The organism is Streptomyces sp. NPDC023481 (assembly GCF_055560195.1).
In genome coordinates this window covers 709,435-730,266 of the sequence record NZ_JBVHJE010000001.1, presented here as the reverse complement: position 1 = coordinate 730,266, position 20,832 = coordinate 709,435, and the positions used below count along the sequence as shown (strand labels likewise).

The following is a 20,832-nucleotide window of genomic DNA, read 5'->3' as shown; positions in this document are numbered from 1 at the left end:
TCACGATGCCGCTTCCTTGAGGAGCCGAGGGCAGCGGACAGCTGTCGTGGCGTCGTCCGCCTGGGGGGCGGTAAGCACCTCACGCTCGGCGGACCTGCGGCTCTCTGCTTGGGAGCGTCCCCGTGGGCTCTCGTCCCGGCCCAGGGAGGCATGTTCAGCGTAGTGGCGATCGGCGCGGGTGTTGCCCCGGGTGTCTGGCGGTTGCTCATCGCTACTGCCTCCGGCGTGAGTTCGGCATGGTGGGCGGGACAGTGACAGGACTCAGGTGCTTGCGTCTCGTCCTGCGGGTACGGCTCCTTCACCCCGTAGGGCCGGAAGCCGGGACCCGGACAGCAGCGGCCGGGAAGAAGGATCCCAGAAGGCCCGGACACCTGGTCCGGGCCTTGCGCTGTCGAAGTCCTCCAGCGGTTCGAACACCAGCAAGGGAGGCGGTCGGTCGCGCACATCGCGGCCAAAGACCAGGCCCGCGCCGCGATGATGGACGCCTTCCACCGGCGCAACCACCCGTATTGCCGACCACCGGTTCTGTGCCGCCCCCACGCCGGGGCGAGGTAGTGATCCGAGCGTCTGCGACGCTGTCCGTGCAGGACCGGCTCCTGTACGTCTGATCGGGTGCACCGTGGAGCAGCTCATGTTCTCGAACCTTGTCGACATCAGCCGCTCGATCGAAGATCTGGACGGTGATCGATGGCCTGACCCTCCGGGCAACAGCACGACTCTGGTTCGCAACGTCCACGACACCAGGCCGGAAGCCGCCGAACCTACCCGGCGTCCATGCGAGGCGCGACCGCGCACCCTCTCCCACAGGGGCACTTGGCCCACCCGAGGGCCCGGTGCCGGGCTGGGCCAGCGCTGTTCCGGGTCGCTCGCTCGCTTCTGATCCGTGCTGGAGTGGGCCGGGTCAAGGGTGGGCCGGAGGCCCATCGCCGAAGGCGACGCGTAGCGCCCTTGACGCGGAACGCGGAAGCACGACACTGGCCCCCAGAAGCGAGCGGCCCTACGGTCACCCGCTCACTCCTCGGTGAACAACTCCGTCGCCTCGGCCGCGTGGACGGCGCGCTGGGCCCAGACCTCCAGTTGACCGAGGTCCGTGCAGGCCAGCACCCGCTCCCGGACGTCCTCGGGCACCGGAACGCCGCGCCACTCCAGGACGCGGAGGACCATCTCGGCCTTGGCCTCCGCCCGCCCTTGCTCCCGGCCCTCCTCCCGTACCTGCTCGGCCAGCGGGTGTCGCCAGAAGTACTGGATCGCCGTCATCAATTCCCTCCACATCTGCTTCGCCTGGGGGTCGGCCAGGCAGGAGTCGACGAACTGCACGAAAACCGCGGCACTGTCGGGGTCGATGGTCCGCAGGGCGGATGCCAGGGATTCCAGTATGGCCGGAGCCTGCGGACCACGCCCGTGTGTCATCGCCGACAGCACCGCAAGGGGGACATCCCGCTCCGCCTGCCGCTCGTCCGCGATCACCGGCACGTTGTCCGGCCCCAGCACCAGCGGACGCACCGTCAGCGACTCCCACCCCGGGAAGCCGAGCCGGATCGGACGCGAGGCCCACTTCGCCGTCGCACTGCTCTGCGTGATCACGATCAGCACCGGCTCGCACCGGTACTTCTCGTACAGGTACGACAGGTAGTACGGCCAGTTGCCCCGCTTGCGGTCGTCCACCTTGCCCTGCGACTCCACCACCAGCAGATACGTACCCTCGTCCGTCTCCGCCCGCAGCAGCGTGTCCACCCGGCGCTCGACCGGTTCGATCTCGGTCAGGTCCACGTTCAGTGCCGCGATCTCCCTGGGTTCGGGGAACGGCACGTGCAGCACCTTCTGTAACGCCTTCGTCAGCAGCGTCGGATCCTTCTGGAAGATCCGGTGCAACGCCTCATGCGACGAGCCGACCATCAGCTCTCCTTTCCATCGCCGTGATCAACGAGCTACGCCGCCACAAGTTCGCACCACACGTACTTCCCCCGGTCCCCGAACCGCGCCGACGGCTGCCAGCCCCAGTACTCCGCGCACGCCGTCACCAGGCCCAGCCCCCGGCCCTCCTCCGACTCCAGCACCTGGCCCAACGGCACCGGCGGCTCCGGTGGCGCGGGGTCCGTGTCCCACGCTCCGATCCACACCAGGCCCGCCGGGGAGCGCCGTACTCGCAGCGCGGCCGGCCCCTTGGTGTGCCGTACCGCGTTCGACACCAGCTCGGTGGCGAGGAGTTCCGCCGTTTCCACCAGTCCCGCCAACCCGTGCAGGGTCAGGATCACGCGCAGGGTGCGACGGCAGACGGTCACGGCTCTGGGGTCGTTGGGGATGTAGAGGGTGTAGTCCCAGGGTTCGATTTCGGGCATGACTCGGCAACTCCGGTCGGTGAGGGGGTTTCCGCGCGCGGTGGCATTGCCGCGGCCGTCCTGGCAGGACGATGCGGTGCGCTTCCGCTGCGTGCGCGATGCATCACCGACGGTAGGGCCACATTTTGGGACGCCGCAACTCGTTGCCGTAATCTACCCCTCGAACGAGGCACTGTTCCTCGGCAGTTGAGGCAAGGGAGCAAGCCATGCCACGCAGGCAGCAGCCCACCGCACGACAGGAGCGCCTAGGCGCTGAACTGCGGAAACTGCGGGAAGCCGCTGGCTTGAAGGCGCGTGAGGCGGCCACGCTGCTCGGGACGGACGCGGCTCAGATGAGCCAGATCGAGGCCGGTACCGCCGGTGTGAGCGAGGAGCGTGTACGGCGGCTCGCGGCTCAGTACTCCTGCACGGATGCCGAATTGGTCGACGCGTTGGTCGCGATGGCCACCGACAGGACACGTGGCTGGTGGGAGGAGTACCGGGGCCGGCTGCCGACACCGTTCATGGACCTACCCGAGCTGGAGCACCATGCGAACTACCGCTGGGACGTGGAGTTCCTGCATATCCCGGGCCTTCTCCAGACACGGGAGTACGCCCGCGCCCTCTTCGCCTACGTGAACCCGGAGTTCCCGGAGAGCGACGTCGAGCGCTGGGTGGAACACCGGATGAAGCGCAGGGTCATCATCGAGCGCCCGGCTCCGGTTCCGTACGAGGCACTGGTCCACGAGGCGGCGCTGCGTATCAGGGTGGGCGACCGGACCGCGGCGCGGGATCAACTCGTCCGTGTACTGGAGCTCTCCGAGCTCGACCACGTGACCGTACGCGTCATCCCCTTCGATCTGGACGGCTTCGGCGGAGCCGGGAGCGCCATGGTGTACGCCGGCGGCGCCGTGCCCCGGTTGGACACAGTTGTCCGCGACGGCCCCAGCGGCCCTGTTTTCATCGATGCCGAAGCTCAGCTCAGCCGCTATCGAACGCTCTTCCGTAGGGTAGAGGCGGTCTCGCTCGACCCCGACCGGTCGCGTGACTTCATCCACAGGCTGACGAAGGAGCTGTAAGCATGCCGACCCCCGACATCTGGCGGAAGTCGTCCTTCTCAGGAGGTGGCCAGGGGGATGCCTGCGTAGAGGTGGCCGACCGCCGCACCCACATATCCATCCGCGACTCCAAAGCCCCCACCCGAGCCACCCTCACCTTCCCGGCCCGTGCCTTCGCCTCCTTCGTCGAGGGTCTGAAGGCGCGGGCCTCCGCCGGCTGAGTCAGCCGGCGGCTCGTCGCGCCGTTTCCGGTCGTTTCCCCACACCCAGGGTTGACCTGATCACGTCAAACACGGACCATGAGCGCCGACCCGCACAGCGGATCCACAGGAAACCCCACCGCACCCGCACGTCGCACGCGAACACCCCACCTCCACCCACAAGGAGAGTTCATGCGACTTCGCATCCGCGGCTCCGGCGCGCTCGGCAGCAGACGTACCGCCGCTCTCGGCGCGCTGCTGGCCCTCGCCCTCGCCGCCCCCGTCTCGGCCACCGTCGGCCAGGCCGCCGGTGCCGACGGCGTCCGGAAGGTCGTGTCCACCGACGACGACGTCCGGCAGTACGAGATCCAGCAGAGCACGAACCCCGTAACCCGTACGGCCATCCAGGCGGCCGGCGTCACCGTGGACGAGGCCGACGAGGAGAGCGTCGTCGTGTCCGGGCGGGCCGAGCAGATCCGCAGGCTGCGCCGCATGGGGTACGACGTGCAGCCCCTCGGGAGCGTGCCACGGCGCGGTGCCGCGCGGCTCTACGACTTCCCCACCGCCGACGCGAAGTACCACAACTACGCCGAGATGAACGCGGAGATCGACCAGCGGCTGGCCGCCTACCCGGGCATCATGAGCAAGCGGGTGATCGGGAAGTCGTACCAGGGCCGGGACATCGTCGCCATCAAGGTCAGCGACAACGTCGGCACCGACGAGGACGAGCCCGAGGTGCTGTTCACCGCCCACCAGCACGCACGCGAGCACCTGACCGTGGAGATGGCGCTCTATCTGCTGCGTGAACTGGGCGCGGGGTACGGGTCCGACCCGCGGATCACCAACATCGTCAACAGCCGCGAGATCTGGATCGTGCCCGATCTGAACCCGGACGGGGGCGAGTACGACATCGCCACCGGGTCGTACCGGTCCTGGCGCAAGAACCGGCAGCCCAACTCCGGCTCCTCGAACGTAGGTACGGACCTCAACCGGAACTGGAACTACAAGTGGGGCTGCTGCGGCGGGTCGTCGGGGTCGACGTCCTCCGAGACCTACCGCGGGGCCGCCGCCGAGTCCGCGCCCGAGGTGAAGGTCGTCGCCGACTTCGTGCGCAGCCGGGTCGTCGGGGGCAAACAGCAGATCAAGGCGGGCATCGACTTCCACACGTACAGCGAGCTGGTGCTGTGGCCGTTCGGGTGGACGTACAACGACACCGCCACCGGGATGACCGCCGACGACGCCGCCGCCTTCAAGGCCGTGGGGCAGAAGATGGCCGCCAGCAACGGGTACACGGCCGAGCAGTCCAGCGACCTGTACATCACCGACGGGTCCATCGACGACTACCTCTGGGGCGTGCACAAGATCTTCGACTACACGTTCGAGATGTATCCGACGTCCAGTTGGGACGGCGGGTTCTACCCGCCCGACGAGGTCATCGAGCGGGAGACCTCCCGGAACAGGGACGCCGTGTTGCAGCTGCTGGAGAACGCCGACTGCATGTACCGGTCGATCGGGAAGGCCGCCCAGTACTGCGGTTAGCGGTCAGGCCTCCTCGAAGTAGGCGTCGAGCACCGCGTCGAGTTGCTCGTCCCACTCCTTGAAGCGCGCCCTGGCCGCCGCCTCGATCTCGATCGGGTACCAGCGGCGGTCGGGCGTGTGCACGGTGATCGTGTAGCGCTTGCCGAAGCGGGGCGACTCCGTCTCCACGGCGGCGATCTCGTCCCAGCGGAAGTCGCAGACCTCCTCGTCCAGGCTGAGACGGACGCCCTTGCGGTCGGCCACTATCCGCGCCCGGCGGTCGGACGCCTCGAAGACCGGGCCGCCGTCCCCGGAGGGCTGCTCGTCGTCCGCCTCGGCCGTCGGTTCGTCGGCCGTCGGTTCGTCGGCGGTCGGCTCGTCGGCCGTCGCCCTCTCGGTCGTCAGCCCCTTGGCCAACGGCTCCGGCGCCTTGTCCGTCGGCTCCTTCGTCACCGGACCCGAAGGCGTCGGCCCCGAGGGCGTCGGCTCCGAAGGCATCGGCTCCGAAGGCGTCGGGCCCTTCGGCGTCGGTCCCGGAGGCGTCGGGCCCGTGAGGCCGGGGATGAAGGCCGGGTCGAAACCGGCGCCCGTCACGGGCTCGGCCTTCAACGGCTCGCTGCCCGCCGGCTTGCTGCCTGATCCTATGCGCTGCTCCACGGCGGCAGTATGGACGACTTCCCTGTGCCGGAACCAGTCAGCTCACGAACACGCCGGCCACCACCGCCACCGCGAACCCCGCGAGTGACAGCACCGATTCCAGGACGGTCCAGGTCCGCAGCGTGTCCCGCTCGCTGATGCCGAAGTACTTGGCCACCATCCAGAAGCCGCCGTCGTTGACGTGCGAGGCGAAGATGGAACCCGCCGAGATGGCCATGATGACGAGGGCGACGAAGGCCTGGGAGTGGTGGCCCTCCGTCAGCAGCGGCGCCACGATGCCCGCCGTCGTCACGATCGCCACCGTCGCCGAGCCCTGGGCGACCCGCAGCACGAGCGAGATCAGGTACGACAGGACGATCACCGGCAGGCCCACGTCGTGGAAGGTGTCCGACAGCGCCTGGGCGACCCCGCTCGCCTTGAGTACGGCACCGAAGACACCGCCCGCGCCGACCACCAGCAGGATGTTGCCGACCGGCTTGAGCGAGGAGGTCGACACCCTCTCCAAGGAGGTGCGCGACCAGCCGCGCCGGATGCCGAGGAGGTAGTAGGCGAGCAGCAGGGCCAGGGTCAGCGCGACGAAGGGGCTGCCGAAGAACTCCAGGACCGAGCGGCCGGGTGACGGGTCGAGGGCGATCGAGGAGAAGGTCGAGGCGAGGATCAGCAGCAGGGGCGTACCGATGATGGCGAGGACCGTGCCGAGCGGTACCGGCTTCTCCTGCGGTGCCACGCCCTGGGCGCGCTGTTCCTCCAGCACCGCGCGCCGCGCCTCCTGGGCCGCGTCGGCCATGTCCTGCGGTACGGCGACGAAGATCCGCCGGCCGACCCAGGCGGCGTAGGCCCAGGCGGCGAGTACGGCGGGCAGGCCGCAGACGACTCCCATGAGGATGACCCAGCCGAGCTGGACGTGCAGCAGTCCGGCGGCGGCGACCGGGCCGGGGTGCGGGGGCAGGAAGGCGTGGGTCATGGAGAGGCCGGCGAGGAGCGGGAGGCAGTACAGGAGGATCGAGCGGCCGGAGCGCTTCGCCGCCGCGTAGACGATCGGGGCCAGGACGAAGATGCCGACGTCGAAGAAGACGGGGACGCCGAAGACGAGACCCGTCAGGCCCATCGCGAGGGGTGCCCGGCGCTCGCCGAACAGGGCGAGCAGGCGCGAGGCCAGCACCTCGGCGCCGCCGCTGACCTCCAGGATGGCGCCGAGCATGGTGCCGAGGCCGATGATGATCGCGACATGGCCGAGGATGCCGCCCATGCCGGACTCGATGGTGGAGACGGCGTCGGAGCGCTGCACGGTGCCGAAGAGTTCGGTCACGGAGAGGCCGGCCAGCAGGCCCACGGCCACGGAGACGGCGAGCAGGGCGACGAACGGCTGGAGTCTCGCCTTGATGATCAGGAAGAGGAGCAGGGCTATGCCGAGGGCGGCGACCGTGAGCAGGCCGGGGGTGCCGTCGAGGAGGAGGAGCAGGCCTCCGGTGTGCGGCGAAGGCGCGGGAGCGGTCGCGGCGAGCGGGAGGGGCGGCGCGGGGAGGGACATACGGGGGTCCTCTACGTGAACGCATACTGCTTTCGGGCAGGGGGGAGCGCGGCACGGTGACCCCGGAGGGTGCCGCGCCGGGCGGGGCGTACAGGAGGTGCGGGGGGTACGAGGGGTGAGGGGGCGTCAGCCCAGTACGGCGAGCGCGTCGATCTCGACGAGGAGGCCGGCCGGCAGACCGACGTAGACCGTCGTGCGGGCGGCGGGCGGCTGGGTGAGGCCCTGCTCCTCGAAGTAGGCGTTGTAGATGTCGTTCATCTCGGCGAAGTGGTCCACGTCGGTGAGGTAGACGCGGATCATCATCACGTCGTCCCAGCCGGCGCCGCCCTCCTCCAGGATCGCCTTGACGTTGGCGAGGGTCTGGAGGGTCTGCGCGCGCAGGGTGGGGCCTGCGGGCGTCGGGGGCCTGCCCTCCTCGGCGGGCAGGAAGCCGACCTGGCCGGCGACCTGGAGGATGTTGCCCTTCTTCACGCCGTGCGAGAACTTCGCGGGCGGGGTGGTGTGGGTCTTCGGGGTGAGGGCGGTCTTGTCGGTCATACGGTGGGGTCCTTCACTGGGGTTCTTCCGGAGTACTCGCCGCTGATCGCGTCCGCCGTGCGGCGCACCAGCGGGAGCAGGGTGAGGAGTTCCTCGGCGGTGACGACCACGTTGGGCGCGGACACCGACATGGCGGCCACCACGCGGCCGTCGGCGCCGCGGACGGGGGCGGCGACGCAGTTGATGGACTCCTCGTGGCCGCCGAGGTCGGTGGCCCAGCCCTGTTCGCACACCGCGGCCAGTTCCTTCAGGAAGGCGTCGGCGTGCGGGGTCGAACGGGACGTGTAGAGGGGGTAGTCGAGCCGCTCGGCGAGGGCGCGGCGCTCGGCTTCGGGCAGGTCGGCCAGGAGCAGTTTGGCGACGGCGGCGACGGTGATGGCGACGGGTCTGCCGATGCGGGAGTACATGCGGACCGGGTAGCGGCTGTCGACCTTGTCGATGTAGAGGACCTCGTCGTCCTCGTACACGGCGAGGTGGACGGTGTGTCCGCAGTGTTCGTTGAGCCGTACGAGGTGGGGGTGGGCGATCTCGCGGATGTCCAGGTTCTCCATCGCCTCCTGGGCGAGCGCGAAGAGGCGGGCGCCGAGGCGGTAGCGCTGGTCGGACTGGCGGTAGACCAGGCCGTGTTCGTTCAGGGTGCGCAGCAGGCGCAGGGCCGTGGACTTGTGGACGCCGAGGCGGTCGGCGACCCGGCCGAGATCGGCGGGGCCCTCGGCGAGCAGCGGCAGGATGCTCAGGGCGCGGTCGACGGTCTGACTCATGGGGTGTTCGCCTCCTCGGGGGCCTGCTCGGCCTGTGTCCAGCCGGGGCCGAGTCGAAGTCTCCCCCATGCCTCGTCGTGGAGGGCGGCGAGACGGTCGGCGTGCGCGCGGGCGGGAGGTGGGGCGAGGTCGCCGGGGGTGGTGAGGGCGGCGGCGGCGAAGAGGTGGCCGTGTCGCAGGCGGGTCCTCAGGGGGAGCCCGCGGAGGGTCGCCGACAGGAATCCCGCGGCGAAGGCGTCTCCGGCGCCGGTGGTCGCCACGACGTCCGTGCGCAGCGCCGGCACGAAGGCGGAGGGGGCGGGCGCCGGCCGTTCGAACGCCGTCGCTCCCCTCGCTCCCTGTTTCACCACCAGGACGGCCGGCTCGGGCAGGAGTCGGCGGACGGCCGCCGGGCCGCCCGTGACGCCCCAGGCCTGCTCCGCCTCGTCGGCGCCCACGAACACGATGTCCGCGCGGCGGGCCAGGTCCAGCAGCCTGCGGGGGCCCTCGCCGTCGCCCCACAGGGCCGGCCGGTGGTTGACGTCGAAGGACACCGGTGGACGCCCCGGGGCGGGGACCGTGAGGGTGTGCAGCAGGGTCCGGCAGTCGTCCGACAGGGCGGCCGTGATGCCGGTGAGGTGCAGGACGCGGGCCGCGCGGGCCGCCGTGAGGTCCAGGGCGGTCGCGGACATCGCCGACGCCGCCGAGCCCGCCCGGTAGTACGCCACCTCGTGCGCGCCCGTCCCCCGGTCCCCGGCGGTGCGGAAGTACACGCCCGTCGGCCGGGCGGGGTCCCGGTGTACGGCGGTGACGTCGACGCCGTACCCGGCGATCCGCTCCACCAGGTGGTCGCCGAAGCCGTCCGCGCCGACCCGGCTGATCCAGCGGGCGGTGTGTCCGAAGGCGGCCAGTGCGCAGGCCACGTTGGACTCGGCGCCGCCGATGGCCCGGTGGAAGGAGGGGACGTCGGCGAGGCGGCCGGGGCGGCTGGGGAGGAAGGTGACCATGGACTCGCCGACCGTCACCACGTCCACGACGTCCCACGGGCGCGCAACGGCCGAGGCGTAAGCAGCGTCGTTGATGATGGCTCCTGTCGATAGCCGGGCGACGGCTTGGTCGGCCTTCGTCGGCCCTCGTTGGCCTTCGTTGACCCGGTGTTCGGCGAGATGCTAGACACCAGTCAGCAATGCATGCAACGACCGTTGCACAGCGCGCAACGGTCGAGAGAGGGGCTCCATGAGCACCGAACCGCTCGCCCAACCGGCCGCGGAACGCCCTGCCGGGGAACGCCCTGCCGGGGAGGGCCTCGCCGCGGAACGCCTCGCCCGCCTCGCCGAGGAACGCGTCGACCACCGCTTCAAGGGCCTCCCGCCGGACGCAGACGGCCTCACCGTCGCCGAGCTGGCCGCCCAGCGGCGCAACCTCTTCCGGGACGGCGACGGCTTCACCACCCCCGTTCTCGCGCTGTCCGCCGAGCGCCTGGAGCACAACCTCGCGCTGATGGAGACGTACACCTCGCGGCACGGCCTGGCCTTCGCCCCGCACGGCAAGACCTCCATGGCCCCCCAGCTCTTCCACCGCCAGCTGGCGCACGGCGCCTGGGGGATCACGCTGGCGGTGCCCCACCAGGTGCGGGTCGCCCGGGCGTTCGGCGTCCGGCGGGTCTTCCTCGCCAACGAGCTGGTGGACGCCCCCGCCCTGCGCTGGATCGCCGGCGAGCTGGCCGCCGACCCGGAGTTCCGGTTCGTCTGCTACGTCGACTCCGTGCGCGGGGTGGAGCTGATGGACGCGGCGCTCACCGGCACCGCCCGCCCGGTGGACGTCGTGATCGAGCTGGGCGCGGGCGACGGCGCCCGGACCGGGGTGCGGACGCAGGCGCAGGCGCTGGCCGTCGCGGACGCGGTGGCCGCCGCCGGGACGCTGCGGCTGGTCGGCGTGGCCGGGTACGAGGCGCAGGTGCCGGACGCCTCCCCGGAGCGGGTGCGTCAGTGGTTGGAGCGGCTGGTGGCGCTCGCCGTGGAGTGGGACCGGGCCGGGCGCTTCGCGGGGGCGGGCGAGATCGTGGTGAGCGCGGGCGGCAGCGAGTGGTTCGACGCCGTCGCCGACGTCTTCGCCGGCTTGCCCGAACTCTCCCTGCCCGTGCTGAAGTTGCTGCGCTCCGGTGCCTACGTCTCGCACGACGACGTGCACTACAGCAGGCTGACCCCGTTCAACCGGGTGCCCGAGGAGGGGGCGCTGGAGCCCGCGTTCCGGTTGTGGGCGCAGGTGGTGTCCCGGCCGTCCCCGGCGGAGGCGTTCGTCAACGCGGGCAAGCGGGACGCCGCCTACGACCTGGACCTTCCGGTGGCGCAGGTGGTACGCCGGGACGGCAGCGAGCGTCCGGCGACCGGGATCGAGGTGTCCGCCCTGTCCGACCAGCACCTGTGGCTGCGCACCGGGCCGGGCGCGGACGTGGAGGTCGGCGACTGGATCGGCTTCGGCCTGTCCCACCCGTGCACGTCCTTCGACAAGTGGCAGCTGATCCCGGTGGCCGAGGCGGACGGCACGGTGGTCGACTACATCCGTACGTTCTTCTAGGAGGCCCGCGTGGAGGACCTGGTCATCCGGGACGCCGACGTCGTCGACGGCAGCGGCGAACCCTCGTACCGCGCCGATGTGGTGGTCGACGGCGGGCGGATCGTGTCCATCGTCAAGGAGGCCGCCGCGGCCGGCTGCCAACGGCCGCGCGCCGTGCGGGAGATCGACGCCGAGGGCCTGGTCCTCTCGCCCGGCTTCATCGACATGCACGCCCACTCCGACCTGGCCCTGCTGCGCGACCCCGACCACAGCGCGAAGGCCGCGCAGGGGGTCACGCTGGAGGTCCTCGGGCAGGACGGGCTGTCGTACGCGCCGGTGGACGACCGCACGCTGGAGGAGGTGCGCCGGGCGATCACCGGCTGGAACGGGTACGGCGACGACCTCGACTTCGACTGGCGGAGCGTCGGCGAGTACCTCGAACGGCTCGACCACGGGATCGCGGTGAACGCGGCCTACCTGGTCCCCCAGGGCACGGTCCGGGCGCTCGTCGTCGGCTGGGAGGACCGCGCGGCCACGCCCGAAGAGCTGGACCGAATGCGGCAGTTGGTGGCCGAGGGACTGGAGCAGGGCGCGGTCGGACTGTCGTCCGGGCTGACGTACACGCCCGGGATGTACGCCCGGGACGCCGAACTGACCGCACTGTGCCGGGTGGTGGCGTCCTACGGCGGCTACTACTGCCCGCACCACCGCTCCTACGGCGCCGGTGCCCTGGAGGCCTACGCCGAGATGGTCGCCCTGACCCGGGAGGCGGGCTGCGCGCTGCACCTGGCGCACGCGACGATGAACTTCGGCGTGAACGAGGGGCGGGCGCCGGACCTGCTCGCGCTGCTCGACCGGGCGCTGGACGCGGGCGCGGACATCACGCTGGACAGCTATCCCTACACCCCCGGCTGCACCACTCTCGCCGCGCTGCTGCCGAGCTGGGCGAGCGAGGGCGGCCCGGAGCAGCTCCTGGCCCGGCTCGCCGACCCGGCGACGGCCGAGCGGATCCGGCACGACCTGGAGGTCACCGGCTCGGACGGCTGCCACGGCGTGCCGGTGGAGTGGGACACGGTCGAGATCTCCGGCGTCACCGACCCGGCCCTGGCCGCCCTGGTGGGCCGTACCGTCCGGGAGGCGGCCGGCGCGTACGGCGAGACGCCCTGGGCCACGGCCCGCCGGCTGCTGCTCGCGGACCGGCTCGGTACGACGGTCCTCCAGCACGTCGGCCACGAGGACAACGTCCGCGCGATCATGCGGCACCGTGCGCACACCGGCGGCTCGGACGGCATCCTCCAGGGCAGCAAGCCGCACCCGCGGGCGTACGGCACCTTCCCGCGCTACCTGGGGCACTACGTACGGGAGTTGGGGGTGCTGACGCTGGAGGAGTGCGTCGCCCATCTCACCTCGCGGCCCGCGGCGCGGCTGCGGCTGCCGGACCGCGGGCTGGTGCGCGAGGGCTACCGGGCCGACCTGGTCCTGTTCGACCCGCGGACGGTCGCCTCCGGCGCCGGCTTCGACGAGCCGCGCCGGCTGCCGACCGGCATCCCGTACGTGCTGGTCGACGGCCGGTTCGTCATCGAGGACGGCCGGCGGACGGACGCCCTCCCGGGGCGGTCCGTCCGCCGTACGCCGCTGTGAACCGCGCTTACGGCTTGGGCAGGGTGCAGCCGGCGGCGCTCAGGTTGAGCTTGTTGCCGGTGGTGAAGCAGGCCGGGATGTTGTAGATCTCCTGGGCGTAGTTGATGCCCTGGCGGACGGTGACGTTGCCGTTCGCGTCGACCTCGCACGGGTTGTTCACCGTGCAGCGCTCGCCGTCCTCGTTGCCGGTGTTGTTGACGGCGACGACCTTGCCCGTGGCGGTGTCGATGACCGGGGAACCGGAGGTGCCGCCGATGGTGTTGCAGGCGGAGGTGTAGCGGACGGAGTCCTTGAAGGTCCAGTCGCCCTCCTTCAGCCGGTACACGAAGCCGTCGACGTTGCAGCTGTAGATGCGCTTCCAGTAGCCGGAGACCACCTTGATGGCGGTGCCGGCGACCGGGTGCGTGTCCTGCACGGTGAGCGGGCTGATGCCGTACGAGTTCCTGATCGCCGCGTACGTGGTGGTGGTGCGGTAGATCGTGACGTCCGTGTCCGTCATGGTCGAGTAGACGACCTGGTTGGCGCGGAGGGTCGCGACCTTGCTGCCGGCGGAGTTCAGCAGGCCGAAGGTGCGGCTGGAGGACTGGCCGGTGATGACCTCGCCGGCGTCCGGCATGCCGGTCTCCAGGCAGTGGCCGTTGGTCAGCACGAGCGCGGGGTCGGTGTCGGCCGAGTTGGGGAAGCGGATGACGGAGCCGGAGCAGTTGCTGAGCGAGACGGTGCCGGCGAAGTCGACGGTCGCCTTGGCCGCCTTGGTCGCGGTGTGCGGGGCGGTGGTGTGCGGGGCGGCCATCGCCGGGGTCGCGCCCAGCCCGGCCAGGGCCAGGGAGGAGAGCGCGGCGACGAGAGGCTTCTTCATGTGGGGGTCCCCTCTTACGACTTGGGCGACCGGAGTGTTCCGGCCGCCCGTTCGGTTGTCATGCGCATTGTCGGCAGCGCAGAGGGGTGGGGACAAGGATCCGCGTCAGGTCATAGGGGTTTCCCTGTGCCGGGCGGGGTCACCGCTTTCCCTGCCCCGGCTTGACGACGACGGCACCGAACAGCGCGAGCCCCTTCACGACCACACGCGGCGCCCCCGGCCGCGCGGGCCGGCCGGCCTCGCGCCTGCCGAACACACCGAACAGGCCGAACCCCCTGACCTGGACGTCGATGTCGTCCGGCACGACGATCCCGGTGCCGCCCCACAGCGCCACGGCCCAGACCACCGTCTCCCGGGCGGCGAACCGGGCCTCGGTCAGGTCGAGCCGGCCGCCGCCCCACATCGACCAGGCGAGGAACCGGGACGGCACCACCCACGCGCCGTCCCGCCGGAACCAGCCGAACAGGGCGAGCGCGGCACGGGAAGTGGGCGCGCGGTCCACCACGAGCTGTGCCCTGGGCGTGAGTTCGGGCAGACCGTGCGCGGCACTGCGCAACTCGCCCAGCGTCCGGGCGCCGTACACCTTTGTGAGCCGGTCGTCCAGCTCGTCCAGCGGCAGCCGGCCGTCGGCCACGGCGGCCCGCACACGTTCGACGACCCGCTCCCGGTCCTCCTCGGCGGCGAGCATGTCGGCAGGGTTCGGCGCGTGTTCGGTCATGGGATCCACTATCGCAGGTAGGGCTGCCTCAACCGCGGTGAGGCCTGCGGCGGTTGGCGGGAGCTGCCTCTTCACCGCGCCGGTCGGGGGCGTGGGCAGGGCCCTGGGCCGGACGGGCCCGACATCGCGGCCACGCGGGCCGGCGAGACCGCGGCCGAGCGGACGGCGGCGGGGCCGGTGGGGCCGGTCACGGCCGCACCGGTCTCCGTGTCGCCGCCATCGATGCCGGGGCCGACGACATGGCCGCCGGGCCGCCGGCAGGCTCGCGTGCGCGGGCGCAGCGGCAGACGGCGGGGCGGCCTCGCGGGTCGGCGAGGCCCCCGGCCGAGCGGACGGCGGCGGCTCGGCGTACCGGCCTCCGGTGCACTGCCACCGGTGCCGGGGTCGTCGGTGGCCCGGGTGCCCTGCCTGCCGGCGGGACATGGCCGGGGACGCGGACCGGCCGAGGCGGCGACCGCCGGATCCGGGTGTCCGGGTGCCGCCCGGGACGCCGACGCGCGGGGTGCCGTACGCCTTCTGCCGGCCGTGCGCGGTGTCGTACGCGGGCCGGAGCCGGCCGGTCGCGCCACCGGGCGGCGCTCTCCTCCGCTCTCCCGTGCCATATCCGCACAAATCTCCGTGTCTCACGTGGTGGAAAACACGACCCATACCGCGTTACCGAGCCGTAAGCTCGCGGACATGCAGGTGATCCAGTCGACCAAGCTCGCCAACGTCTGTTACGAGATCCGGGGGCCGGTTCTCGAGGAGGCCATGCGGCTGGAGGCGGCGGGGCACCGCATCCTCAAGCTCAACACGGGAAACCCCGCCGCGTTCGGGTTCGAGTGCCCCCCGGAGATCCTGGAGGACATCCTCCGCAACGTCTCCACCGCGCACGGCTACGGCGACGCCAAGGGTCTGCTCGCCGCCCGCCGCGCGGTCGTGATGCACAACCAGACCATCGGCATCGAGACGGACGTCGAGCACGTCTTCATCGGCAACGGCGTCTCCGAGCTGATCGTGATGGCGATGCAGGCCCTGCTGGACGACGGGGACGAGGTGCTCGTGCCGGCGCCGGACTACCCCCTGTGGACGGCGGCCGTCTCCCTGTCCGGCGGTACGGCCGTGCACTACCGGTGCGACGAGCAGGCCGACTGGATGCCCGACCTCGCAGACATCGAGCGCAAGGTGACCGACCGCACCAAGGCGATCGTCATCATCAACCCGAACAACCCCACGGGCGCGGTCTACGACGAGGCGATGCTGAAGGGGCTGACCGACATCGCCCGCCGGCACAACCTGCTCGTCTGCTCGGACGAGATCTACGACAAGATCCTCTACGACGGCGCCACGCACACCCCGACGGCCTCGATCGCCCCGGACCTGCTGACGCTCACCTTCAACGGCATGTCGAAGGCCTACCGCGTGGCCGGCTACCGCGTCGGCTGGATGTCGGTCTCCGGCCCGCGCGCCCACGCCGACTCCTACATCGAGGGTCTGACGATCCTGGCGAACATGCGGCTGTGCGCCAACATGCCGGGCCAGCACGGAGTCGTCGCCGCGCTCAGCGGCCGCCAGACGATCAACGACCTGGTGCTGCCGGGCGGCCGGCTGAAGGAGCAGCTGGACACGGCGTACGAGCTGCTGACCCAGATCCCCGGGGTGAGCTGCGTACGGCCGAAGGGCGCGCTGTACCTGTTCCCGCGCCTGGACCCCGAGGTCTACAAGGTCAAGGACGACCGCCGGCTGGTCCTGGACCTGCTGCGGCAGGAGAAGATCATGGTCGTCCAGGGCACGGGCTTCAACTGGCCGGAGCCGGACCACTTCCGGGTCGTGACACTGCCGACGGTCGGGGACCTCAGGGACGCGGTGACGCGCATCGGGAACTTCCTGGACGGATACAGCCAGGGGTAGCCGTCGGACCCCGTTCCGTGAACAGACTCAACTTTAGACGAAATCCAAGCTAAGATGGTTTCCTGTCCGCACAGGAGGCCATCCACCATGTACGAACCGATCCGCACCAAGTCGGTCCACAGCACGATGGCCGGCTCCCCCTCCGACTTCCCGCACCGGTCGCGCGAGGAGGAGCTGGACATCCAGCTCGCCGGGCATCTCGCCGCGCTGCTCGCGGTCACCGACGAGCTGCGCGCCCTGGCTCCGTCCGCCGACCTGGACGCGGCGGCGGAACGCCTCGCGGCACAGGTGGCCCGGCTGCGCGGCGGCCGTACGCCGCTGCGCGCGGCACCGGCGCCGGCACGGGTCGCGGCAGGCGACCCCGCCGCCCTGCACCGCCGTGCGCACGCCCTCGCCGGCCGCGCGCTCGTGGTCGCCGCGTCCCGCGCGGACACCTCCGCGGCGATCCTCGCGGCCGAACGCATGGACGCCCATACCGGCGCCCCGCCGCTCGCGGCCACCCGCTGACCCCTTCCGGGTCCCCCGATCGGCCCCGGTCCGCGTGCACCCGCAGCGACGCGCGGACCGGGCGCCACACATCCCGCGATCCCGCGCGGTCCTCAGAGGAACCGGCGATCCCGGGCGGTCCTCAGAGGAACAGGAAGAAGAGGATCAGGATCACGATCGCCACCAGCAGCCACCACACCCACACATGCCGGTGGCCGGTGACCGGGCGGTCCTCGGGTCCGCCGCCACGGGGCCTGTCCTCCTCCAGCTCCGGGTTCTCCGGCCGGTCGCCGGAGTAGAAGTCACCACCGTCCGCCATGGCTCGGCCCTCCTTACTCGGGCGCCCGCCGAGTACCCGGCGGGGCGGGTGGGCACACGGCCGGCGCCCCGCCGAGCCCTCGCGGCACAACCCCGAGGGGCCCCGCACGCCGTTGTGCGGGGCCCCTCGGGGGTTGGTTCCACGGCCGGTCGTGACGATCGCTGGTCAGGGCACATCCTGGCCGGCCGTGGAAGCTTCGGTCGGACCGGTCAGCCCAGGCGCTCCACCAGCGCCCGGTACTGGTCCCACAGCTCCTTCGGGGTGTGGTCACCGAAGGTCTCGAGGTGCCCGGGGATGAGGGCGGCCTCCTCGCGCCACACCTCCTTGTCGACCGTGAGCAGGAACTTCAGGTCGGACTCGGACAGGTCGAGGCCCTTGGTGTCGAGGGCGTCCTCGGCCGGCAGGACGCCGATCGGCGTCTCGACGCCCTCGGCCTTGCCCTCCAGCCGCTCCACGATCCACTTCAGGACGCGGGAGTTCTCACCGAAGCCCGGCCAGACGAACCTGCCCTCGTCGTCCTTGCGGAACCAGTTGACGTAGTAGATCTTCGGCAGCTTGGACTGGTCCTTGTCCTTGGCCACGTCGACCCAGTGGGCCATGTAGTCGCCCATGTTGTAGCCGCAGAACGGCAGCATCGCGAAGGGGTCACGGCGCAGCTCGCCGACCTTGCCCTCGGCCGCGGCGGTCTTCTCGGAGGCCACGTTGGCGCCGAGGAAGACGCCGTGGTTCCAGTCGAAGGACTCGGTGACCAGCGGTACGGCGCTGGCGCGGCGGCCGCCGAAGAGGATCGCCGAGATCGGCACGCCCTTGGGGTCCTCCCACTCGGGCGCGATGATCGGGCACTGCGAGGCCGGCACGGTGAAGCGGGCGTTGGGGTGGGCCGCCGGGGTCCCGGACTCCGGCGTCCAGTCGTTGCCCTTCCAGTCGGTCAGGTGGGCCGGGGGCTCCTCGGTCATGCCCTCCCACCACACGTCGCCGTCGTCGGTGAGCGCGACGTTGGTGAAGACCGCATTGCCCCACAGGGTCTTCATCGCGTTGGCGTTGGTGTGCTCACCGGTGCCGGGCGCCACGCCGAAGAAGCCGGCCTCGGGGTTGATCGCGTAGAGGCGGCCGTCCTCGCCGAAGCGCATCCAGGCGATGTCGTCGCCGATGGTCTCCACGGTCCAGCCGGAGATCGTGGGCTCCAGCATGGCGAGGTTGGTCTTGCCGCAGGCGGAGGGGAAGGCGGCGGCGACGTACTTGGACTCGCCGTGCGGCGGGGTCAGCTTCAGGATGAGCATGTGCTCGGCCAGCCAGCCCTCGTCACGGGCCATGACGGAGGCGATGCGCAGGGCGTAGCACTTCTTGCCGAGCAGGGCGTTGCCGCCGTAGCCCGAGCCGTAGGACCAGATCTCGCGGTCCTCGGGGAAGTGCGAGATGTACTTGGTGGAGTTGCACGGCCACGGCACGTCCTCCTGGCCCTCCGCGAGCGGGGCGCCGAGGGTGTGGACGGCCTTGACGAAGAAGCCGTCGTCGCCCAGCTCGTCCAGGACGGCCTGGCCCATGCGCGTCATCGTGCGCATCGAGACGGCGACGTACGCGGAGTCGGTGATCTCCACGCCCAGCGCGGACAGCGGGGAGCCGAGCGGGCCCATGCAGAACGGGACGACGTACATCGTGCGGCCCCGCATGGAGCCGCGGAACAGGCCCTTCTCGCCGGCGAAGATCTCCCGCATCTCGGCGGGGGCCTTCCAGTGGTTGGTCGGGCCGGCGTCCTCCTCCTTGGCGGAGCAGATGAAGGTCCGGTCCTCGACGCGCGCGACGTCGGTCGGGTCGGAGGCGGCGTAGTAGGAGTGCGGGCGCTTGACCGGGTCGAGTTTCCGGAACGTTCCCTTGTCGACCAGTTCCTCGCACAGTCGCTCGTACTCGGCCTGGGAGCCGTCACACCAGACCACGCGGTCCGGCTGCGTCAGTTCGGCGATCTCGTTGACCCAGGAGACCAGCTCCTGGTGGTTGGTGGGGACGACGGTGGGAGCCGCGATGTCGCGCGCCACGGTTGCTCCTAATTGAGGGTTTTTTGTCCTGTCCGGCCCCGTGGGGGCTGCGACCCGGATGCGTGGTTACCGCTCATCCGGTGCCGACCGCACTCATTTGATCATCCGATTCTAGTGCGCATCTGTCCAGGGGGCATCACAGGTGAGCAACGTGAGAAGTGCCACGATTACGCGGGTTTTTTGCGTCTGCGTTGGGTTCGCCTGGAGGACTTTTTGCGTTCACACCGTCCCGCGGGCGCACTGACGGACGACTTACGACGCCGTCGGTACCATGCCCCTCATGACTGCGTCCGTCCCCGACGCGCCCACGGACACGCCGGCCGCCGGCCGCGGTCCCGTCGCGCTCTCCCTGCCGCACCCGGTCAAGCCGCGTCTGCGCGGCTGGCTGCACCTCGGCATGTTCCCGGCCGTACTCGTCGCGGGCCTCGTACTCACCGCCCTCGCCGACTCGACCAGAGGCCGGATCGCCTGCAGCATCTACGTTCTGACGGCTTGTCTGCTGTTCGGCGTGAGCGCGCTGTACCACCGCGGCAACTGGAGCCCGCGGATGGACGGCGTGCTGCGCCGCCTCGACCACGCCAACATCTTCCTGATCATCGCCGGCACCTACACCCCGCTCACGATGCTGCTGCTGCCCGGCGCCAAGGGCCAGTGGCTGCTGTGGGGGATCTGGGGCGCCGCGGCCGCGGGCATAGTCTTCCGCGTCTTCTGGGTCGGCGCCCCGCGCTGGCTGTACACGCCCTGCTACATCGCGATGGGCTGGGCGGCCGTCTTCTTCCTGCCCGACTTCCTGCGCACGGGCGGCATCGCCGTCCTGGTCCTGGTGGTCGTCGGCGGCCTGCTCTACAGCGCCGGCGGCGTGATCTACGGCATCAAGCGCCCGAACCCCTCACCGCGCTGGTTCGGCTTCCACGAGGTCTTCCACGCCCTGACCCTCGCCGCGTTCGTCGTCCACTACGTCGGCATCTCCCTGGTGGCGTACCAGCACACGTAACCCCACCCCACCGCCCTTCTTCCGGCCACGGCTCCCGCGAGTCGTGGCCGTTTCCGCTTCCTGGCCCGCCCCGGGTTCCGTGGATGGTCGTCTCCGGGACCGATGCCGGACAATGACCCCCATGACGGCCGCGCCCTCCCCCTACTCCCCCGCCGACCGCCCCCGCCTCGGGCTGCGGGAGCGGAAGAAGATCAAGACCCGTGAGGCGATCCGCGCCGCGGCCTACGCGCTGGTCGGGGAGCAGGGGTACGACGCCACGACGATCGAGCAGATCGCCGAGCGGGCCGAGGTGTCGCCGTCGACCGTGTTCCGCTACTTCCCGACCAAGGAGGACATCGTCCTCACGGACGAGTACGACGCGGTCATCCTGGAGGAGATCAGGCGGCGGCCCGCCGAGGAGCCCTGGCCGGACACCGTCCGGTACGCCCTGCACCGCGCGGTCCGGCTCACCAGGTCCGAGGACGTGGACGTGTCCCGGCTGCGGACCCGGCTCATGGTGCAGGTCCCCGCGGTGCGCTCGCGCATGAGGGAGAGCATGTCGGCCACCGGCCGCTTGCTCTGCCAGGCCATCGGCGAGCGCACCGGCCGCGACCCGGACGGCCTGGAGGTCCGGGTCTACGCCATGTCCCTCATCGGCGGCTGGATGGAGACGTCCATGTACTGGGCCGAACACGACCACCGGGACGACCTCGACCGCCTCGTCGACCGCGCCCTCGACGTCCTGGAGCACGGCCTGCCCGGCGGAAACCGCTGAGGCGCGGCCCGTCCCCCGTGCGA

At 71.1% G+C, this 20,832-nt stretch carries 20 protein-coding genes; 9 read left to right on the top strand and 11 right to left on the bottom strand.

Annotation, left to right across the window (positions count from 1 at the left end):
- Positions 1 to 1,011: 1,011 nt before the first annotated feature.
- Together ACZ3ZD_RS03480 and ACZ3ZD_RS03475 are read right to left on the bottom strand one after the other, a co-directional pair.
- Positions 1,012 to 1,896: an RpnC/YadD family protein gene (locus ACZ3ZD_RS03480; RefSeq protein WP_467392970.1), complete on the bottom strand. Its 885-nt coding sequence runs from the start codon at positions 1,894 to 1,896 to the stop codon at positions 1,012 to 1,014.
- Between the two features lie 32 nt (positions 1,897 to 1,928).
- Positions 1,929 to 2,339, bottom strand: coding sequence for an ATP-binding protein (locus tag ACZ3ZD_RS03475; protein ID WP_467392968.1), 411 nt, complete (start codon positions 2,337 to 2,339; stop codon positions 1,929 to 1,931).
- Between the two features lie 206 nt (positions 2,340 to 2,545).
- On the opposite strand from ACZ3ZD_RS03475, the gene ACZ3ZD_RS03470 reads away from it, so the two are divergent.
- The 3 genes from ACZ3ZD_RS03470 to ACZ3ZD_RS03460 all read left to right on the top strand — a co-directional run bounded on the left by ACZ3ZD_RS03470 (position 2,546) and on the right by ACZ3ZD_RS03460 (position 5,115).
- Complete coding sequence (locus ACZ3ZD_RS03470; RefSeq protein WP_467392966.1) at positions 2,546 to 3,397, top strand: helix-turn-helix domain-containing protein; 852 nt, start codon at positions 2,546 to 2,548, stop codon at positions 3,395 to 3,397.
- Between the two features lie 2 nt (positions 3,398 to 3,399).
- Positions 3,400 to 3,597: a DUF397 domain-containing protein gene (locus tag ACZ3ZD_RS03465; protein WP_467392964.1), complete on the top strand. Its 198-nt coding sequence runs from the start codon at positions 3,400 to 3,402 to the stop codon at positions 3,595 to 3,597.
- 171 nt (positions 3,598 to 3,768) lie between these two features.
- On the top strand, positions 3,769 to 5,115 hold the full coding sequence (locus ACZ3ZD_RS03460; protein WP_467392962.1) for a M14 family metallopeptidase: 1,347 nt from the start codon (positions 3,769 to 3,771) through the stop codon (positions 5,113 to 5,115).
- A gap of 3 nt (positions 5,116 to 5,118) precedes the next feature.
- On the opposite strand, the gene ACZ3ZD_RS03455 is transcribed toward ACZ3ZD_RS03460, so the two are convergent.
- The 5 genes from ACZ3ZD_RS03455 to ACZ3ZD_RS03435 form a co-directional block, all read right to left on the bottom strand.
- Positions 5,119 to 5,751 (bottom strand): hypothetical protein, encoded by a 633-nt coding sequence (locus ACZ3ZD_RS03455; RefSeq protein ID WP_467392960.1) that lies wholly within the window; start codon positions 5,749 to 5,751, stop codon positions 5,119 to 5,121.
- A gap of 37 nt (positions 5,752 to 5,788) precedes the next feature.
- On the bottom strand, positions 5,789 to 7,282 hold the full coding sequence (locus ACZ3ZD_RS03450; RefSeq protein WP_467392958.1) for a GntP family permease: 1,494 nt from the start codon (positions 7,280 to 7,282) through the stop codon (positions 5,789 to 5,791).
- Positions 7,283 to 7,408: 126 nt separating this feature from the next.
- Positions 7,409 to 7,819 (bottom strand): RidA family protein, encoded by a 411-nt coding sequence (locus tag ACZ3ZD_RS03445; protein ID WP_467392956.1) that lies wholly within the window; start codon positions 7,817 to 7,819, stop codon positions 7,409 to 7,411.
- Positions 7,816 to 8,580 (bottom strand): IclR family transcriptional regulator, encoded by a 765-nt coding sequence (locus ACZ3ZD_RS03440; protein ID WP_467392954.1) that lies wholly within the window; start codon positions 8,578 to 8,580, stop codon positions 7,816 to 7,818. The genes ACZ3ZD_RS03445 and ACZ3ZD_RS03440 overlap by 4 nt, the downstream gene beginning before the upstream one ends.
- Positions 8,577 to 9,593 (bottom strand): sugar kinase, encoded by a 1,017-nt coding sequence (locus ACZ3ZD_RS03435; RefSeq protein ID WP_467392952.1) that lies wholly within the window; start codon positions 9,591 to 9,593, stop codon positions 8,577 to 8,579. The genes ACZ3ZD_RS03440 and ACZ3ZD_RS03435 overlap by 4 nt, the downstream gene beginning before the upstream one ends.
- A gap of 202 nt (positions 9,594 to 9,795) precedes the next feature.
- Between ACZ3ZD_RS03435 and ACZ3ZD_RS03430 the strand changes: the two genes are divergently transcribed.
- Both ACZ3ZD_RS03430 and ACZ3ZD_RS03425 read left to right on the top strand, forming a co-directional pair.
- Complete coding sequence (locus ACZ3ZD_RS03430; RefSeq protein ID WP_467392950.1) at positions 9,796 to 11,136, top strand: amino acid deaminase; 1,341 nt, start codon at positions 9,796 to 9,798, stop codon at positions 11,134 to 11,136.
- Positions 11,137 to 11,145: 9 nt separating this feature from the next.
- Positions 11,146 to 12,756: an N-acyl-D-amino-acid deacylase family protein gene (locus ACZ3ZD_RS03425; RefSeq protein ID WP_467392948.1), complete on the top strand. Its 1,611-nt coding sequence runs from the start codon at positions 11,146 to 11,148 to the stop codon at positions 12,754 to 12,756.
- A 7-nt stretch (positions 12,757 to 12,763) separates the two neighbouring features.
- On the opposite strand, the gene ACZ3ZD_RS03420 is transcribed toward ACZ3ZD_RS03425, so the two are convergent.
- The gene (locus ACZ3ZD_RS03420) at positions 12,764 to 13,615 is read right to left on the bottom strand and encodes a S1 family peptidase (protein WP_467392946.1); all 852 of its coding nucleotides are present in this window, start codon (positions 13,613 to 13,615) and stop codon (positions 12,764 to 12,766) included.
- Positions 13,616 to 13,754: 139 nt separating this feature from the next.
- Complete coding sequence (locus tag ACZ3ZD_RS03415) at positions 13,755 to 14,333, bottom strand: DUF1707 SHOCT-like domain-containing protein (protein ID WP_467392944.1); 579 nt, start codon at positions 14,331 to 14,333, stop codon at positions 13,755 to 13,757.
- A gap of 678 nt (positions 14,334 to 15,011) precedes the next feature.
- Here ACZ3ZD_RS03415 and ACZ3ZD_RS03410 point away from each other — a divergent pair.
- Together ACZ3ZD_RS03410 and ACZ3ZD_RS03405 are read left to right on the top strand one after the other, a co-directional pair.
- Positions 15,012 to 16,223, top strand: coding sequence for a pyridoxal phosphate-dependent aminotransferase (locus ACZ3ZD_RS03410; protein WP_467392942.1), 1,212 nt, complete (start codon positions 15,012 to 15,014; stop codon positions 16,221 to 16,223).
- 87 nt (positions 16,224 to 16,310) lie between these two features.
- Positions 16,311 to 16,730: an SCO4983 family protein gene (locus ACZ3ZD_RS03405; protein WP_467392940.1), complete on the top strand. Its 420-nt coding sequence runs from the start codon at positions 16,311 to 16,313 to the stop codon at positions 16,728 to 16,730.
- A 121-nt stretch (positions 16,731 to 16,851) separates the two neighbouring features.
- Here the strand turns inward: ACZ3ZD_RS03405 and ACZ3ZD_RS03400 are convergent, their stop codons facing one another.
- Both ACZ3ZD_RS03400 and ACZ3ZD_RS03395 read right to left on the bottom strand, forming a co-directional pair.
- A complete protein-coding gene (locus ACZ3ZD_RS03400) occupies positions 16,852 to 17,028 on the bottom strand; it encodes a hypothetical protein (RefSeq protein WP_467392938.1) in 177 nt (58 codons plus the stop codon).
- A gap of 209 nt (positions 17,029 to 17,237) precedes the next feature.
- Positions 17,238 to 19,061 carry a phosphoenolpyruvate carboxykinase (GTP) gene (locus tag ACZ3ZD_RS03395; protein ID WP_467392936.1) on the bottom strand — a complete coding sequence of 608 codons (1,824 nt, stop codon included), beginning with the start codon at positions 19,059 to 19,061 and terminating at the stop codon, positions 17,238 to 17,240.
- Positions 19,062 to 19,341: 280 nt separating this feature from the next.
- On the opposite strand from ACZ3ZD_RS03395, the gene trhA reads away from it, so the two are divergent.
- A complete protein-coding gene (gene trhA, locus ACZ3ZD_RS03390; RefSeq protein WP_467392934.1) occupies positions 19,342 to 20,055 on the top strand; it encodes a PAQR family membrane homeostasis protein TrhA in 714 nt (237 codons plus the stop codon).
- Positions 20,056 to 20,176: 121 nt separating this feature from the next.
- On the top strand, positions 20,177 to 20,809 hold the full coding sequence (locus ACZ3ZD_RS03385) for a TetR/AcrR family transcriptional regulator (RefSeq protein ID WP_467392932.1): 633 nt from the start codon (positions 20,177 to 20,179) through the stop codon (positions 20,807 to 20,809).
- Positions 20,810 to 20,832: the final 23 nt, after the last annotated feature.

What these genes read in the sequence shown, in the direction of transcription:
- ACZ3ZD_RS03480 (WP_467392970.1), bottom strand. Translation starts at nt 1,896, where the DNA reads ATGGTCGGCTCGTCGCATGAGGCGTTGCACCGGATCTTCCAGAAGGAT.
- ACZ3ZD_RS03475 (WP_467392968.1), bottom strand. Translation starts at nt 2,339, where the DNA reads ATGCCCGAAATCGAACCCTGGGACTACACCCTCTACATCCCCAACGAC.
- ACZ3ZD_RS03470 (WP_467392966.1), top strand. Translation starts at nt 2,546, where the DNA reads ATGCCACGCAGGCAGCAGCCCACCGCACGACAGGAGCGCCTAGGCGCT.
- ACZ3ZD_RS03465 (WP_467392964.1), top strand. Translation starts at nt 3,400, where the DNA reads ATGCCGACCCCCGACATCTGGCGGAAGTCGTCCTTCTCAGGAGGTGGC.
- ACZ3ZD_RS03460 (WP_467392962.1), top strand. Translation starts at nt 3,769, where the DNA reads ATGCGACTTCGCATCCGCGGCTCCGGCGCGCTCGGCAGCAGACGTACC.
- ACZ3ZD_RS03450 (WP_467392958.1), bottom strand. Translation starts at nt 7,282, where the DNA reads ATGTCCCTCCCCGCGCCGCCCCTCCCGCTCGCCGCGACCGCTCCCGCG.
- ACZ3ZD_RS03445 (WP_467392956.1), bottom strand. Translation starts at nt 7,819, where the DNA reads ATGACCGACAAGACCGCCCTCACCCCGAAGACCCACACCACCCCGCCC.
- ACZ3ZD_RS03440 (WP_467392954.1), bottom strand. Translation starts at nt 8,580, where the DNA reads ATGAGTCAGACCGTCGACCGCGCCCTGAGCATCCTGCCGCTGCTCGCC.
- ACZ3ZD_RS03430 (WP_467392950.1), top strand. Translation starts at nt 9,796, where the DNA reads ATGAGCACCGAACCGCTCGCCCAACCGGCCGCGGAACGCCCTGCCGGG.
- ACZ3ZD_RS03420 (WP_467392946.1), bottom strand. Translation starts at nt 13,615, where the DNA reads ATGAAGAAGCCTCTCGTCGCCGCGCTCTCCTCCCTGGCCCTGGCCGGG.
- ACZ3ZD_RS03415 (WP_467392944.1), bottom strand. Translation starts at nt 14,333, where the DNA reads ATGACCGAACACGCGCCGAACCCTGCCGACATGCTCGCCGCCGAGGAG.
- ACZ3ZD_RS03410 (WP_467392942.1), top strand. Translation starts at nt 15,012, where the DNA reads ATGCAGGTGATCCAGTCGACCAAGCTCGCCAACGTCTGTTACGAGATC.
- ACZ3ZD_RS03405 (WP_467392940.1), top strand. Translation starts at nt 16,311, where the DNA reads ATGTACGAACCGATCCGCACCAAGTCGGTCCACAGCACGATGGCCGGC.
- ACZ3ZD_RS03400 (WP_467392938.1), bottom strand. Translation starts at nt 17,028, where the DNA reads ATGGCGGACGGTGGTGACTTCTACTCCGGCGACCGGCCGGAGAACCCG.
- trhA (WP_467392934.1), top strand. Translation starts at nt 19,342, where the DNA reads ATGACTGCGTCCGTCCCCGACGCGCCCACGGACACGCCGGCCGCCGGC.
- ACZ3ZD_RS03385 (WP_467392932.1), top strand. Translation starts at nt 20,177, where the DNA reads ATGACGGCCGCGCCCTCCCCCTACTCCCCCGCCGACCGCCCCCGCCTC.